Raw genomic sequence first — 14095 nt, forward strand, 5'->3', positions numbered from 1 at the left:
GTCTAAGCCCGTGAAGCCCAGTAAATTAAAGGCTTAGAGAAGATTATGAGTAGCAAACCTTTGAATCGTACTTTCAGTGTCGCTCCAATGCTGGACTGGACCGATCGTCATTGTCGTACTTTCCACCGTATCATGAGTAAAGAGGCGGTGCTTTATACCGAGATGATCACCACGGGCGCGATTATTCATGGCAAAGGTGACTATTTACACTTTAATCAGCATGAGCAACCTGTGGCCTTGCAATTGGGTGGTTCAAACCCAGATGAATTGGCTCATTGTGCAAAGCTGGCTGCTGAACGTGGTTATGCTGAGATCAACTTGAATGTGGGTTGTCCTTCAGACCGTGTTCAAAATGGCCGTTTTGGTGCTTGTTTAATGGCTGAACCTAAGTTAGTTGCCGAAGGGATCGCCGCGATGAAGGCTCAAACTGATATCCCTGTCACTGTGAAAACACGCATTGGTATTGATGAGCAAGATAGCTATGAATTTTTACTTGAATTGATTGACGCCAACCATGAAGTTGGTTGCGATGATTTTATCATCCATGCTCGCAAAGCGTGGCTTCAAGGTTTGAGTCCAAAAGAAAACCGTGAAATTCCACCATTGGATTATCCAAGGGTTTACCAGCTAAAACAAGATTATCCGCACTTACACATCAGCATCAATGGTGGCATCAAGACCATCGAAGAGTGTAAGCATCATTTAGAGCATGTTGATGGCGTGATGATTGGCCGTGAAGCCTACAGCAATCCTTATTTGCTTGCTCAAGTTGATGAAGCCTTATATGGTCAGTCGCCGTTTACTTTGACGCGCCACGAAGTTGCCCAGCAGATGCTCGATTACATTGATGATGAGATGCGCGAAGGCGCTCGTTTTTGGCACGTTGCGCGCCATATGTTGGGATTATTCCAAGGCATGCCTGGAGCGCGAGGCTATCGTCGTCACCTATCTGAAAATGGTCACAAACAAGACGCGACTGCGCAGACTTTAGTGAAAGCGCTAGAGTTTGTTAGTTAATAGCCTAATCGACCACAATTTGGTCTAAGCTACTAACGATCCTTCCAGAGTATTTATTTAAATCCATATTAATCAGTGGGTTATTGTTTGGCATGTAACTTGATGATGTTTTAATAGTTTTACATCAGGAGTATGAACAATGGCTCACTCAACCTCACCTCGCTTCTATCGCGATGCTCTAGGCAAAAAACTTTCGGGAATTTGTTCTGGTTTCGCTAAGCGTCATAACTTACCGGTTTGGCTTACACGACTAGCGGTTATTATTCTGTTTCTTAATGCACCTATCTTAGTTGCTGCTGGCTATTTGATTTGTCACTTTGTCTTTGACGAAGGGATTGTCGTTTAGGTCACTGATTTTACTAAAGACACTAAGGTGTCATTAAGCTATATTAGGGTACAGTTAAAGTAAATCGATCAGGGAAGCACTATGTCGCGTGTTTTTACTACCTTAATGGTCTCAGCTGCCGCATTATTTTTCTGTACCTTCAGCTTTGCTCACTCAGAAATTATGGTGAGCGATGCCAAAGTTCGTCAATTCTTACCCGCCAGCACAAGTTCAGTGGCGTATTTATCTATTATGAACCATGGTGACTCTGAGCGAGTACTTCAGCGTGTTGATATTGAATCAATCGGTCGGGTAGAGATTCATACGCATGACATGCAAGATGGCATGATGAAAATGCGCAAATTAGATCAGCTCACGCTTCAACCTAATGCAACTCAGGTATTTCAAAGTGGTGGGCTACACTTAATGTTGTTTGAGCCAGAACAAGTGCTCAACGTAGGTGAAGATCTAAAAATGACATTATATTTTGCTGATGGCGATCATGTTTTTACACAGGCGAAGGTATTTAGCCTGATGGATGAAATGCCAAGCAGCGAAGGTGGGCATAAGCACCATCATAACTAGGAGTTAATATGTCACAGCACAAAGGAAAAATCGCTGCAGCGATTGCTGCAATTTTTTTACTCTTCTACTTAATTGCCGTGTATTGGAGCATTGAGCCCGATCGTTTTGACGTGCTTGAAAATGCTAAGAAGCAAGCGGCACAGCGAAATGAGCAAGTGGTTACTGGCTATGTGACTACGTCCACTTTGATTACCGTAAGTGAAACCCTCCTTAACAAGCCGGGGGGTTACTTAAGTAACGATATGATGCCACCAAGTGTGATGATGGATAACATGCCAGCTTGGGAATATGGCGCTCTGGAAATGGTGCGCGATTTGGCTTTATCAATGCGTAAAGATTTTAGCCGCTCGCAGTCGCAATCTACGGAACACCCTGAACTCAAAAAAGCACAGCCGCAATTTAACATCAGCAGCACTGCATGGATGTGGCCAAGCGCTGAAGGGGAATATCAAAAAGGTATTGATTTGCTTGTGGATTACCGCTCGCAAATTGCAGACAGTGGCGACAGGCAAAGTCAGTTTTATGCGCGTGCTGATAATCTACGTGCGTATGTGAAAGAAGCTGAAAAGCGTTTGGGCAGCTTGAGCCAGCGTTTGAGCGCCAGCGTAGGTCAAGACCGTGTGAATACGGACTTGGCCGGAGACCGAGAAGCTAACCAAGCAACGTATGCGCCATCACAACAACAGGTGAGAACATCATGGTGGAAAATTGATGATGTTTTCTATGAATCGCGTGGTGCAACATGGGCGTTATTACATTTCTTGAGTGCAATTGAACATGACTTTGCAGATGTGCTTGAGAAGAAAAATGCGCGAGTGAGCGTACAGCAAATTATTCGTGAATTAGAAGCGACGCAAGAACCCGTTTGGAGTCCAATGGTTCTTAACGGCAACGGTTTTGGTTTTGTAGCTAACCATTCTTTGGTCATGGCTAATTATATTTCGCGTGCTAATGCGGCACTTATTGAGTTAAGCGAGTTGCTCGCACAAGGATAACAGGGGATAAAATGAAAAAGTATTTACTAGCTGCGGCAGTGTCGTTGGCAACAGTGGCACCTGTAGCCCAAGCTGATACCCTATTGGGTTTGTATATTGGCGCTGAAGGTTGGCAAGCCGAGCCAGAGGGCAGCTTTGGTAACAATGGTTACGAGCAACAGAAATTTAATTTCGAAGACGAAACGCTTACCAGCTACTATGCTGCTTTGGAGCACCCAATTCCGCTAGTTCCAAACGTTAAGATTCGTTACACCGAAATGGATATTAAGGGCATGACTACCCTTAATCAAACATTTGAATTCCAAGGCGTAGATTTTGCGGTGGGTTCTAATATCAGCACGCAAACAGACTTAAGCCACACTGATTATGTCTTGTATTATGAAATCCTTGATAACGGCGCTATTTCAATCGACTTAGGTCTTGCAGCTAAGCAGTTTGATGGTGATTTTTATGTTGCTGACAGCAACTCTGCTGTTACTGCTGATGTGTCTGGATTCGTTCCTCTTGCATACGCTCGCGGCGAAGTGGGTCTTCCATTTACAGGTTTGAGTGTGTTTGCAGAGGGCAGTATGTTCGCCCTAGACGATAGTTCGGTGCACGATTATCAGTTGGGTGTGCAGTGGGAATTCATCGACAACCTAGCTGTTGACGTTGCAGTGCGTGCTGGCTACCGCTCAATGCTTATCGAGCTAGATGACATTGATGATATCAATACTGATTTAGATGTGTCTGGTCCGTTCGCTGGCTTGCAAGTACACTTCTAATTTGTACAAAAGAAAGCGGCGATTAGCCGCTTTTTTACTCGTACACACTTATTCTTTTGCGCTTTGTGGTGCAGCTTCAGGCAACTCTGCGTTCGTTTTTAAATTATTCAAACTGTGAATGATGGTGTTTTGCAATTGGTGTTGTGCAAACCACGCGAGGTAAGGTCCAAACACAGGGATTGATACATCTCCAGTCTGTGACCAAGTTACCGCTGTCCCTTGCGCCGTAGGTTGAATTGCAATCGAGCCCCGCGATAAAAACTCATTGTTTATCAGCACCTGAAAAAGTAGCTCGGACTCCGTCATATTAATGATACTAAGCTCTCCCTTTGACGATTCGCCTGACCAATAGATATTTGCACCTACACCTTGGGGCTTGGCTGGCACCATAATCTCAGCATCGGACTCAAACTGAGCAAGGGCTAGCCACGAGGGCCAGCGGCTCAAGTCAGTGAGTAGTGGCGCGACCTGCGTTACTGGTCGGCCAATCTCAATACTGTGTTTCGCATGGTAGCTAGGTGAAAGAGTTAGACCTAAAATTACCCAAGTTAGTACCATTAAAACTAAGACTTTTAGTAATTTATTTAAGGGCTTAAGCACAATGATGATTGCCTCTGAAACGATACTTTTCAATTATAGCCTGAAGATTAGACTATACTGTTAAGGGCAAATTTTCTATTGTAAACATAATGAATAATAGTGAAGTCAATTTTGCACCAACTCGGCTTTCGGGGTTATAAAGGTAGGGCATGTCATCTTCTAGCAGTGAATACATTTTTCTTAACGAAGAGTTAGATGAACAGCCAAAGCTACTGGTTGGTTATTGGGACGTCTTGATAGTCGATGATGACAAGGAAATTCATGCAGTAACTGAACTTGCTTTGTCTAATTTTGAATTTGAGGGCAAGGGCCTCAAATTTCACCATGCCTATGATGGGCAACAAGCGATTGAGTTGTTGGCAAAACAACCCTGTATCTCAGTGGTGTTGCTTGATGTAGTGATGGAAACCGATGACGCTGGTTTATTGGTGGCTAAACGCATTCGTGAAGAGCTTCATAATCACCTAGTACGCATTGTGTTACGCACTGGGCAGCCTGGCTTTGCGCCTGAAGAACAAGTCATTCGAGAATATGACATTAATGATTACCGCACCAAAACCGAGTTAACTCGCGCTAAGTTGGCAACCACATTGGTGACAGCCTTACGTTCGTACAATCAAGTCACTCAACTCTCGGTGCAAAGTAGCCTGTTAAGCCAAGTATTGAGTGCTAATGAGGCGATACTGCGCAGCACAGAATTAACAGATTTTTGTGTTTCTGTCATTGATCACCTAGGCTCCTTTATCGGTGCTAATAAGCCTCAAGGGCTTATCTGTGGACTCTCTAACACCGGAGATGTCCTGATCCATGGAGAGGCACATTACAATAATAAGTTATCTGACTTACCACTCGTTGATAGTGGTTTAGATGTGCAATTGATAGCGCAAATATCAAACACTTTGGAGTCTAGAAATCATCAGCTTTCAGATTTAGGTAATACCTTTTATTTTAAAGCTCATCAGGGCCAATACGCAGTCCATCTGGCCTGTGAAACCTGCTTAGACCCCTCCTTTATGCCCTATCTGGAAGTATTTCTGACTAACGTGGGGATGGGTCTAGATAATGTACTCTTGGTCAAAACACTCAAAGAAGTGGCTTATGTTGACAGCCTAACTGGCTTGAGCAACCGAAACGGTTTTCTTAAAGAGCTTGAGCAACCAACTAAACTCTCAGATAGCGATGATTATGTAGTGTTGATCGACATCGCTAGATTTGCGGATATCAATGAGGGATTGAGCCAAGAAGTAGGTAATCAATTATTAATAAGCATCGCGCATCGGTTACAACAAAGTGATGTGAAAGCGAAGGTGATTGCTCGCTTGGGTGCTGACGTTTTTGCGATGGTATTAAATGAACGAACAACCAGTTTGGCGCAGCTTCAACAACATCTTGCCAAGCCTTTCGATGCTGGAGATTACCACCTACCTATTAATTTTAGTTTTGGCGTGTGCCCCAGAGCTGCATTTGGAGATGTGCCAATCACAACATTGAAACGCGCTTCCATCGCTCTTAGCCTAACCAAAAGTAGTGCGAGTGTTAATTTTTCCTACTTTGATAGTTCGATGGAAGAGCAGGCTGCTTGGCGTTTAAGTGTTGTTTCTGAGCTGCGTAAAGACTTTGAGGAGCGCAAACTGGAATTATGGTACCAGCCACAGATAGATTTAACGACTAACGAAGTGTATGGGTGCGAAGCATTATTGCGGTGGAAAAATAGTGCAGGTAACTTTGTGCCACCGGATGTGTTTATACCTCTTGCCGAAGATGCTGGTTTGATTGTTGATATTGGTCAATGGGTGCTGGAGCAGGCATGTGCCATGCAAAAATATCTGGCAAGCAGAGGTAAAGACCTATGCATCGCTGTGAACGTTTCGGTACCGCAGTTTAAGGTCAAAGGTTACGTTGATACCGTTAAAGATACGCTAGAGCGCTTTGATGTCTGTAGCAGTAAGATTGAGTTAGAAGTTACAGAAAGTATCGTTATGGATGATATCGCCAATGTGGTGGTTACGCTGAACGAATTAAAACGCTTAGGTCTGGAGGTCGCAATTGATGATTTCGGTACCGGCTTTTCATCTTTGAGCTATTTGCAAAGGTTGCCATTTAACCGACTCAAGATAGACCGTGATTTTATTAAGGGTATTCCGCAGCAAGACAGCGGAGAAATCGCTGAAATGGTGGTGTCTTTAGCTAAACGCCTTAATGTGAGAGTGCTTGCTGAAGGGGTCGAAACAAAAGAGCAGGAAATGTTTTTGAAATCGATAGGTTGTGATGAGGCGCAGGGATATCTATTCGCCAAACCTATGGATGGGCCTGCATTAAATAAATTCTTGGGAACGCAATAGCGGCGCCTTTTGGCGCCGCTAGTCTATTACTTCATGTGTACCGCTTTAAACGTAGCAAGCTTTTCGCCTTGCTCGTCTTTTAGCGTTAGCATGTCACCTTTGATGTGGTAAGAGAAAGTATTCACAAGCGCATTATTAAGCTGCTGTTCTTGCTCCATTAGCTCGAAACACATTTTCTTGGTACTGGCTAAAGAATTAAAGCGCAAACCAAAATGTTGGCCTTTTACGTAGCTTCCCGTCACTTGGTTACAGCTTAAGAAACCAGATACGCGACCATCAGCATGAAGGGTTATTTGTGGCTCACGTTGTTTAACTTCAACCGTATTGCCTGCCACTGTGGTTGCCTTCCAGTAAGTGTTAACCAGTGGCTCGTTTGGTTTTGCAACACGCTCCAACATTACTTTTATTGGGCTGACATTTTGTGTTGTACCAAATGGGTCGTTATTGCGTGTTGAGATGTAACGAAGTTGGCCATCATGCATGATCTTCGCACTTACGCTGTAACGCATACGATCTTTGATAGAGTCTGAAGGGTAGTTCAATGTTACTTCGTAAGGAGGCGCGCCATTGAGTTCTATCGTTTGCGTCGCGACAACCTCGGCAGGCGCATCCATTTTTGATACGTCAGACAAGCTTACCGTCAACATTGAACCTGGAGGCTGTAAACTGCGGTCCTTGTAAAGTACTTGCACTTGCATACTTTTCATTTGCTGTTCAACCTGTGTTTCTTGGCTTTGCTCAACAGTATTACTGCATGCGCCTAATAATACACTGCTTAAGGCCACAGCTGAGAAAATAACCTTTTTACTCATAATCTAAACTCCTTTGAAACTGCTTTTACTTTATGTAGAAATGTATTAATTGTTCCTTAATACATTGAATTCATTACGACCTTAGAGGGTTCGAACGTGATCTAAATCACCATAGTGTTCAATTTTTACAAGCCAATGGCAGGTTGTCTAAACAATTACAGCGGCTCACTCAAAGTGGAAGCACTGTAAGAGCGGCAAATCCATTAAAACTCAGTTTGAGCCAATCCGTGCTCAAAACAGGTAAAATTCATTATAACCACTTTCAGTCACTATGAGGCATTGATTTAAAAATAATTGGCGACAAGTACTTATCCTCAAGTTGCTCAACTATCCCTTGGGACTTCAAGGTAGCAATTGCATCGTTAATTTTTGGCAGCAGCTCTTTATGTTTGCTGCGCAGGCGAATATGCAACTGTCCTTTGGAATGCATAGCGCCGAAGGCGATGTCGATATCCAATTGTTGTGACCAATACAGTGCGGGAAGATCGCCTATTATCGCCACCTCGATTCTTTTTTTGCTCAGAGCCAAGACTAATTCGCGCTCAGTTGCAAAGTCCGCGCGAATAAACTCATGGTCATTGTGATAATAATAACCCCTAACCGTACCCACAGTACCGCCAACAATTGAATTGGATGATGCATACTTGCTTACTTTGTCTGGTAATGTCACCAGCAGCTCTTGTACTGGAAGTAGGGCGTCGGAGAATACAAACTGCTGTAAATTGCGCTCTTCTTCGGTGAGCCAAGTCGGACTCACTATTTCAAAATCAAGCTGCTGATTAAGCATGAATTGCTGCGTGCGCTTCGCAGGTAGCGACACATGTGCTATTTCGATGCCGGCTTCTGCCATTACTTTAATGACGAATTCATGTGAGATCCCAGGGTTTTCTTTTACACCAGTGGAGTAAGGGTAATAGCTCCCACTTGCTGTGGCATTATATTTTAGCGGTGATGCTTGCACACCAAGAACTAACATACTGAGTATTACAATTAAAAAGCAGCGCAAAGGTCACATAATAAGAATGGCTCGTGCATTAAGCATAGTGTGTAAGTGTAGGATTTAAAGAATTTTAATTATTGATTTTGTTTAAATAATGACATTGCCCTGAATTTGATTAATATAAAACTATCAGATTATGTAAATGCAAGGTTTCGTATGCATCAGCAACGTCAATCCGAGGTTGACGCCTTTGAAGCTCAATATGTCGCTAGGCAAGCGATCTTCTCGCTCGATAAAGAGGTGGTCGCTTATGAGTTGCTGTATCGAGATTCACCACAAAATTGTTTTCCTGCTGGCATGGGCGATTCAAAAGCGACCGGGCGCATGTTCTTCGACCTAATTTTGCTGCAGGGCCTAGAAAAGGTCAGTGATGGTCTTCCCGTATTCATTAATCTCGCCACCGATGCATTACTTGAAAACCTTCCCGAACTAGTACCCGCTGAAAATACCGTAATCGAAATAGTAGAACGCAGTCGTTCCATCCCCTCACTGGTGGAAGCAATAAAAGCGTTGAACGATAAAGGCTACCGCTTTGCATTGGATGATTATGATTGCGACCCCAAGTGGGAACCTTTATTGAGCTTGGTCGACTTTATCAAAGTGGAAGTTGGGCCTGACTTAGCAAAGACAGTTGCCCTTATTCAAGAATTAAAACTTAAGTACCCCTATACCCAAATCATTGTTGAGCGGGTGGAAACGCATGCTCAAGAACAGCAGGTTATTGCCGCGGGGGCTGATTTTTTGCAAGGGTACTTTTTCTCCAAACCTTTGATGTTGGAATTTAAAAATATAAGCCCAGCACGCCAGTCTATTCTCAAGCTGCTTGCTGCAACGTTATGCCCTGAACTTGATTTCAAAGAGATCAGTCGGTTTTTGGGATTAGACGTGTCGTTGACTGCGCGCGTGCTAAAAATGGCAAATAGCGCAAAAACATCACAAATATCCATCAGCTCTTTGGAGCAAGCGGTGACCTATCTGGGCGAAGATGCAATTCGGCGTTTTATTCGTATTCTGGCTTTGGGGGAGTTAGGAACTGATAAACCCACGGAATTAACGAAGTTAGGTTTAATGCGTGCTCAGCTCATTGCAAATTTAATCTCTCCAGCCGGCAAGGAAATGACCGAACAAGGTTATTTGCTGGGGTTGCTTTCTGTGCTTGATGCGGTGCTTGACGTCCCCATAGAGACGCTAGTCCAAGAGTTCTCATTGGGGGGGGAGCTAAGCAGTGCTCTGTTGGATGCCAATGGCATGTTGGGGCAAGCCTTGGGAGTGGCCTATGCGTGCGAATTGTGCCAATGGCAATTGGCCGAAGAAATATTACAAACTATCCGCCCTGCAAGCGATGCGCAGGTCCTTTATCGCTCATTAAATCAGGCGCGCACCTACTGTGATGAAATGATGAGATTGCTAACTGAAGGATGACACAGTACTCTCTTGTGAGTGTCATCAGGGAGATTCATCGTGCGCCGTATAATTCTTTTTTCATTGCTAGTCGCTTCACTCGTATTGCTCACTTTTGCAGTAACCCAACCTGCGCTTACTTTAGAAGCAAAAATTGCTAAATCAGAGCTGGCAAATACGGCTGTGGAAGCGATTACAGAAGATGCCGAGAGCAATAGCCGACAAATGCTTTATACCTTCGCTCAGATGCTTGGCTTGGATAAGCTCGAGGGCCACATTGATGCCTATGGCAAAACTCGCAGCATATGGGGCACTGTAGTTGAGTTGTTCGAGCACAATAATCGGTTAGTTGCCGTTTTAGTGGCGATGTTCTCGGTCGTGGTGCCGCTGTGTAAGTCGCTCATGCAATTTATTGTTTTGCTGTTTCCAAAGACTCGGGTGGCGCAACCTTTGAGTCGTTTGAGTGGGGCCATGAGTAAGTGGAGTATGGCGGATGTATTTGTGCTGGCTCTAATTATCGCATTTTTGGGTGGCAATGCCGATGGTCACTTTGGCCAGTTAGTCATTATGAATGCATACCTGCACGAAGGTTTTTGGTTGTTTCTAGCCTACTGTTTAATGTCTATCATTATTAGCATGTTCTTACAGCCAATAGACGGGCCAACAGAACAAGCACCTCAACACTAGTTTTTGCTAATTACGACACCTTCAAGGTCAAGCCGAGCTTTTTCCACTGCTCTTGCTCGGCGTCTAAGTCTGCAGCAAATAAAGAGTTCTCTTTCAACCACCGACCTTTGAAAGACAAGTGCAAACTGTTTGCTTTTACTGCCAAGTTGAAAGGGGTGCTGGTCGCCCCTTGGCGTTTACGATTTAACAATGCCGCGAGTCGAAACAGAGCAATCAAGCGATATAATACACCCGAGGGTAACTCAATAAACTCGGGCATTTCCCTCAGCTTCACTTTTTTGCGATGAAAACGAATTAACATTACGAGCAGATGCTGTTGTTCTTGGGTAAAACCTGGCAGTTGCGTATTAGCGATAATGTAGGCGCTGTGCTTGTGAAGTCCTGATGAATTAATGCTCAAACCGACTTCATGAAGTTGCGCAGCCCACATTAAGCTTGAAAACAGCTCAGGGTCATCGATGTGCCACGCCTCTTTTAATTGCGGATATAACCACTCCAATGTGGTGCAAATGTTTGCAGCATGTTGGGTATCCACGACGTAACGCTGGCTTAAGTTTTCAATTGTGCTTTGACGAATGTCTTTGGCGCTGAGTTTTTCTTGCAGTTCATGCAGTAACCCTTCGCGTAGCGAGTAATCACAATATTGCAGCTCCTCAATCGCGAAGTTTTGCATAATAGCAATGAGAATGGCCAAACCGCCGCAGAATGTTGCACGGCGCTCCAATGGAAGCTCTGTGAACGGAAGTTCTTCAATGTGCCCAGCGTCACACGCTGTTTTCATGAGTTTGCGTAAGCACTCTAATGTGAGTGGATTGTTTAGGTCGCCCTCGTGGCAAATTGCACAGAGCGTTTTTGCTGTGCCAGAGGTGGCTAACACATGCTGCCACCCTAACTGGCTAAAGGTATTGGAAATTGACTCTAACTCTTGCTCTGCGCGCACTATGGCACGATTAAAGCGCTTTTGAGTAATTTTACCGTCTTTAAAAAACTGCTGAGAAAAGCTCACGCAACCCATGTTACGGCTACTTAAAGCGCGGTGCTGATGGTGCTCGCCAATGACTAGCTCAGTGCTACCGCCACCAATATCGATGACTAAGCGTTGCTCATCGTGATGAACGTGCTGAGCCACCCCTTGATAAATTAGGCGCGCTTCTTCTTGTCCGGAAATAATATCAATATGAAAAGGGAAAACAGCGCGCACTCGCTGCATAAACCGTTTGACATTGCGCGCTCGACGTAAGGTATAAGTAGCCACTACTTTTACGTTAGACGGCGAAAAGTCGGCGAGTGTTACGGCGAATTGACGCAGAATATCCACAGCGCGTTCTATGGCGTCATCATCGAGATGATTTTTGGCATCCAATCCTGCAGCTAAATAAACACGTTGCTTTTCTTTGTGTAACACCTCAAAACGACCGTCGACCTCACGTGCAAGTAACAAGTGGAAGCTATTTGAGCCCAAGTCAACGGCTGCATAGGTTGTTACATCATTGGTTTGCAAGGTTGGCTTCCCATTTCTTAAGATAGTCATGTATGGCGATTTGTGAGCGGATCTTCTTCTTGTTGCCGCGTCGCACGTAGTTATTTTTTTGCTCTGCATCGATAATACGTGCTTTGGTGCGATCGCGCCATTGTAGCTCTAGAATCTCGATGATGACTTGTTGTAATTTAGGACTGTAAATCGGGGTACCGACTTCAACACGGTGGTCTAGGTTACGCGTCATCCAATCCGCTGAGGAAATAAACACCTTGATGTCCTCGCCTTTACCAAACACCATCACGCGAGGATGCTCTAAAAAGCGGTCAACAATACTAATAATTTTTATGTTGTCGCTTAAGCCTTTAATACCCGGTACAAGGGAACACATACCGCGAATAATCATGCGGATTTTTACACCTTGTTGCGAAGCTTCATATAGTTTATCAATTAATTCTTTATCAACTAAATTGTTGATTTTAATAAATATACTGCCAGACTTTTTCAACTGGTATTGCTCTTCGATGAGCTCATAAATGCGCGTGCGAGCATTGATAGGAGATACCATCAAGTGATTGAAAGTAAAAGGCTTGTAGCTGTGTTCGATGAATTTGAATACGTTGTCGCACTCTTCACACAGCGCGGGGTCTTTAGTAAACAGGCTAAAGTCTGTGTATATCTTGGCCGTTTTCTCATGAAAGTTCCCTGTGCCGATATGGGCATAGGATACTATTTGTCCTTGTTCTTTGCGGTGAATCACGCACAGTTTTGAGTGCACCTTCAATGAAGGAATACCGAAAATTACTTTAATGCCCGCTTCATCGAGTGATTTCGCCCATTGGATATTATTTTGCTCGTCAAAACGGGCTTTTAGCTCGACCATAACCGTTACTTTTTTACCGTTTTTAGCGGCGTTGATAAGGGCGCCAATCAGACGAGAGTGGCTCGCTACACGGTAGATATTCACCTTGATATGCAGCACGTCAGGGTCAAAGGAGGCTTGGCGTACGTAATTCAAAAAGTGGTTGAAGGTATGGTAGGGGTAGTACAGCAAAATGTCGTCGTTTGTAATGGCATCAAATACGCTGCTGTAGCTATCAAAACTATGTGAGCGAATCGCAGGGAGCGGTTTGTTTTCTAAATACCGACGTCCAACATTGGGAAAGGACAAGAAGTCTCTGAAGTTACGATAGCGGCCAGCTGGAATAAGCGCATCAAATCGGTTTATACCCATACGCTTGCGCAACACTTTAAGCATATCTGGAGGCATGGTGTTGTCATAGACAAGGCGCACAGGTTCCGAGCGCAGACGTTGCTTGAGCCCTTTGGACATTTTATCTAATAGACTTTCTTCAATCTCATCATCAAGATTGTATTCGGCATCGCGTGTTAGCTTGATTGAATAACCACGAAGTTTTTTGAATTTGAAGAAGTTTGCGAATACATCAGCGAGATAAAAATGAATGATGTCATCGAGCAAAACAATGGTTTTATGCCTTCTTGTTTTTTCCGCAGGAAGTTGGATAAAGCGCGGCAAACGATTGGTGGGTACTTCCAACAAGGCATAGTTGTTCTTTTCTTCGCGCATTTCTACGAACAAGTACGTCATTGTGTCGTTAATGTTTTCCGCGTAGTTCTTATTTTGGTTTAGGAGAATCGGAGATAAGTGCTCAAGGATTTCCGTTCTAAAATATTCGCCAAGCCAATGCTGATGGTTGTCGCTGAGATTATGTGGACGCTGTATATGAATGTTATGTTCGTTTAGCCCTTTGAGAATGTCTTCGTAAGCAACATTAAAATCTTGCCCTAGCTTCAGCACTTTTTCTTGTATCAGTTGCATCAAAGCTTCATCTTCTTCAAAGTCTGTATCTGGTAATTTATTGAGAAGAATGCGGCGCTTTACATCAGCCACGCGCACTTGAAAAAATTCATCAAGATTATTAGAGAAAATACCTAAAAAACGAATGCGCTCAATGATGGGATTGTTTTTATCTTTAGCTTCTTGCAATACACGCTCGTTGAACGAAAGCCAACTGAGTTCTTTTGGGTAATAGCTGGTGGATTGCATAGCGATTTGTTCGAAGTTCATA

At 44.0% G+C, this 14095-nt stretch carries 13 protein-coding genes; 8 read left to right on the top strand and 5 right to left on the bottom strand.

What is annotated here, in order from left to right; all coding sequences use genetic code 11:
- Window positions 1-45: 45 nt before the first annotated feature.
- The 5 genes from dusA to V1358_RS11550 all read left to right on the top strand — a co-directional run bounded on the left by dusA (window position 46) and on the right by V1358_RS11550 (window position 3686).
- Window positions 46-1017: a tRNA dihydrouridine(20/20a) synthase DusA gene (gene dusA, locus V1358_RS11530; protein WP_347393622.1), complete on the top strand. Its 972-nt coding sequence runs from the start codon at window positions 46-48 to the stop codon at window positions 1015-1017.
- 139 nt (window positions 1018-1156) lie between these two features.
- Entirely contained in the window at window positions 1157-1363 is a 207-nt protein-coding gene (locus V1358_RS11535; protein WP_347391147.1) for a PspC domain-containing protein, read from the top strand.
- 81 nt (window positions 1364-1444) lie between these two features.
- On the top strand, window positions 1445-1927 hold the full coding sequence (locus V1358_RS11540) for a copper chaperone PCu(A)C (protein WP_347393623.1): 483 nt from the start codon (window positions 1445-1447) through the stop codon (window positions 1925-1927).
- Between the two features lie 8 nt (window positions 1928-1935).
- Window positions 1936-2922: a DUF2333 family protein gene (locus V1358_RS11545; protein WP_347391145.1), complete on the top strand. Its 987-nt coding sequence runs from the start codon at window positions 1936-1938 to the stop codon at window positions 2920-2922.
- An 11-nt stretch (window positions 2923-2933) separates the two neighbouring features.
- On the top strand, window positions 2934-3686 hold the full coding sequence (locus V1358_RS11550) for a TIGR04219 family outer membrane beta-barrel protein (RefSeq protein WP_347393624.1): 753 nt from the start codon (window positions 2934-2936) through the stop codon (window positions 3684-3686).
- 48 nt (window positions 3687-3734) lie between these two features.
- Here V1358_RS11550 and V1358_RS11555 read toward each other — a convergent pair whose 3' ends face one another.
- A complete protein-coding gene (locus tag V1358_RS11555) occupies window positions 3735-4244 on the bottom strand; it encodes an SRPBCC family protein (RefSeq protein ID WP_347393625.1) in 510 nt (169 codons plus the stop codon).
- Between the two features lie 191 nt (window positions 4245-4435).
- On the opposite strand from V1358_RS11555, the gene V1358_RS11560 reads away from it, so the two are divergent.
- Window positions 4436-6628 carry a bifunctional diguanylate cyclase/phosphodiesterase gene (locus V1358_RS11560; RefSeq protein WP_347391143.1) on the top strand — a complete coding sequence of 731 codons (2193 nt, stop codon included), beginning with the start codon at window positions 4436-4438 and terminating at the stop codon, window positions 6626-6628.
- A 26-nt stretch (window positions 6629-6654) separates the two neighbouring features.
- Here the strand turns inward: V1358_RS11560 and V1358_RS11565 are convergent, their stop codons facing one another.
- Together V1358_RS11565 and V1358_RS11570 are read right to left on the bottom strand one after the other, a co-directional pair.
- Window positions 6655-7440 carry an META domain-containing protein gene (locus V1358_RS11565; protein WP_347391142.1) on the bottom strand — a complete coding sequence of 262 codons (786 nt, stop codon included), beginning with the start codon at window positions 7438-7440 and terminating at the stop codon, window positions 6655-6657.
- Window positions 7441-7702: 262 nt separating this feature from the next.
- Complete coding sequence (locus V1358_RS11570) at window positions 7703-8416, bottom strand: substrate-binding periplasmic protein (protein ID WP_347393626.1); 714 nt, start codon at window positions 8414-8416, stop codon at window positions 7703-7705.
- 180 nt (window positions 8417-8596) lie between these two features.
- Between V1358_RS11570 and V1358_RS11575 the strand changes: the two genes are divergently transcribed.
- Window positions 8597-9862: an EAL and HDOD domain-containing protein gene (locus V1358_RS11575; RefSeq protein ID WP_347393627.1), complete on the top strand. Its 1266-nt coding sequence runs from the start codon at window positions 8597-8599 to the stop codon at window positions 9860-9862.
- Between the two features lie 39 nt (window positions 9863-9901).
- On the top strand, window positions 9902-10528 hold the full coding sequence (locus V1358_RS11580; RefSeq protein WP_347393628.1) for a paraquat-inducible protein A: 627 nt from the start codon (window positions 9902-9904) through the stop codon (window positions 10526-10528).
- A gap of 10 nt (window positions 10529-10538) precedes the next feature.
- Here V1358_RS11580 and V1358_RS11585 read toward each other — a convergent pair whose 3' ends face one another.
- Together V1358_RS11585 and ppk1 are read right to left on the bottom strand one after the other, a co-directional pair.
- Window positions 10539-12029 (bottom strand): Ppx/GppA phosphatase family protein, encoded by a 1491-nt coding sequence (locus V1358_RS11585; protein ID WP_347393629.1) that lies wholly within the window; start codon window positions 12027-12029, stop codon window positions 10539-10541.
- The gene (gene ppk1, locus V1358_RS11590) at window positions 12016-14094 is read right to left on the bottom strand and encodes a polyphosphate kinase 1 (protein ID WP_347393630.1); all 2079 of its coding nucleotides are present in this window, start codon (window positions 14092-14094) and stop codon (window positions 12016-12018) included. The genes V1358_RS11585 and ppk1 overlap by 14 nt, the downstream gene beginning before the upstream one ends.
- Window position 14095 lies beyond the last annotated feature (1 nt).

The organism is Pseudoalteromonas pernae (genome assembly GCF_039831865.1).
GTDB classification, from domain to species: domain Bacteria; phylum Pseudomonadota; class Gammaproteobacteria; order Enterobacterales; family Alteromonadaceae; genus Pseudoalteromonas; species Pseudoalteromonas pernae.

Bases quoted from the DNA above. Each gene is read 5' to 3' on its own strand.
- dusA (WP_347393622.1), top strand. From the start codon at position 46: ATGAGTAGCAAACCTTTGAATCGTACTTTCAGTGTCGCTCCAATGCTG.
- V1358_RS11535 (WP_347391147.1), top strand. From the start codon at position 1,157: ATGGCTCACTCAACCTCACCTCGCTTCTATCGCGATGCTCTAGGCAAA.
- V1358_RS11540 (WP_347393623.1), top strand. From the start codon at position 1,445: ATGTCGCGTGTTTTTACTACCTTAATGGTCTCAGCTGCCGCATTATTT.
- V1358_RS11545 (WP_347391145.1), top strand. From the start codon at position 1,936: ATGTCACAGCACAAAGGAAAAATCGCTGCAGCGATTGCTGCAATTTTT.
- V1358_RS11550 (WP_347393624.1), top strand. From the start codon at position 2,934: ATGAAAAAGTATTTACTAGCTGCGGCAGTGTCGTTGGCAACAGTGGCA.
- V1358_RS11555 (WP_347393625.1), bottom strand. From the start codon at position 4,244: ATGGTACTAACTTGGGTAATTTTAGGTCTAACTCTTTCACCTAGCTAC.
- V1358_RS11560 (WP_347391143.1), top strand. From the start codon at position 4,436: ATGTCATCTTCTAGCAGTGAATACATTTTTCTTAACGAAGAGTTAGAT.
- V1358_RS11565 (WP_347391142.1), bottom strand. From the start codon at position 7,440: ATGAGTAAAAAGGTTATTTTCTCAGCTGTGGCCTTAAGCAGTGTATTA.
- V1358_RS11570 (WP_347393626.1), bottom strand. From the start codon at position 8,416: ATGTTAGTTCTTGGTGTGCAAGCATCACCGCTAAAATATAATGCCACA.
- V1358_RS11575 (WP_347393627.1), top strand. From the start codon at position 8,597: ATGCATCAGCAACGTCAATCCGAGGTTGACGCCTTTGAAGCTCAATAT.
- ppk1 (WP_347393630.1), bottom strand. From the start codon at position 14,094: ATGAACTTCGAACAAATCGCTATGCAATCCACCAGCTATTACCCAAAA.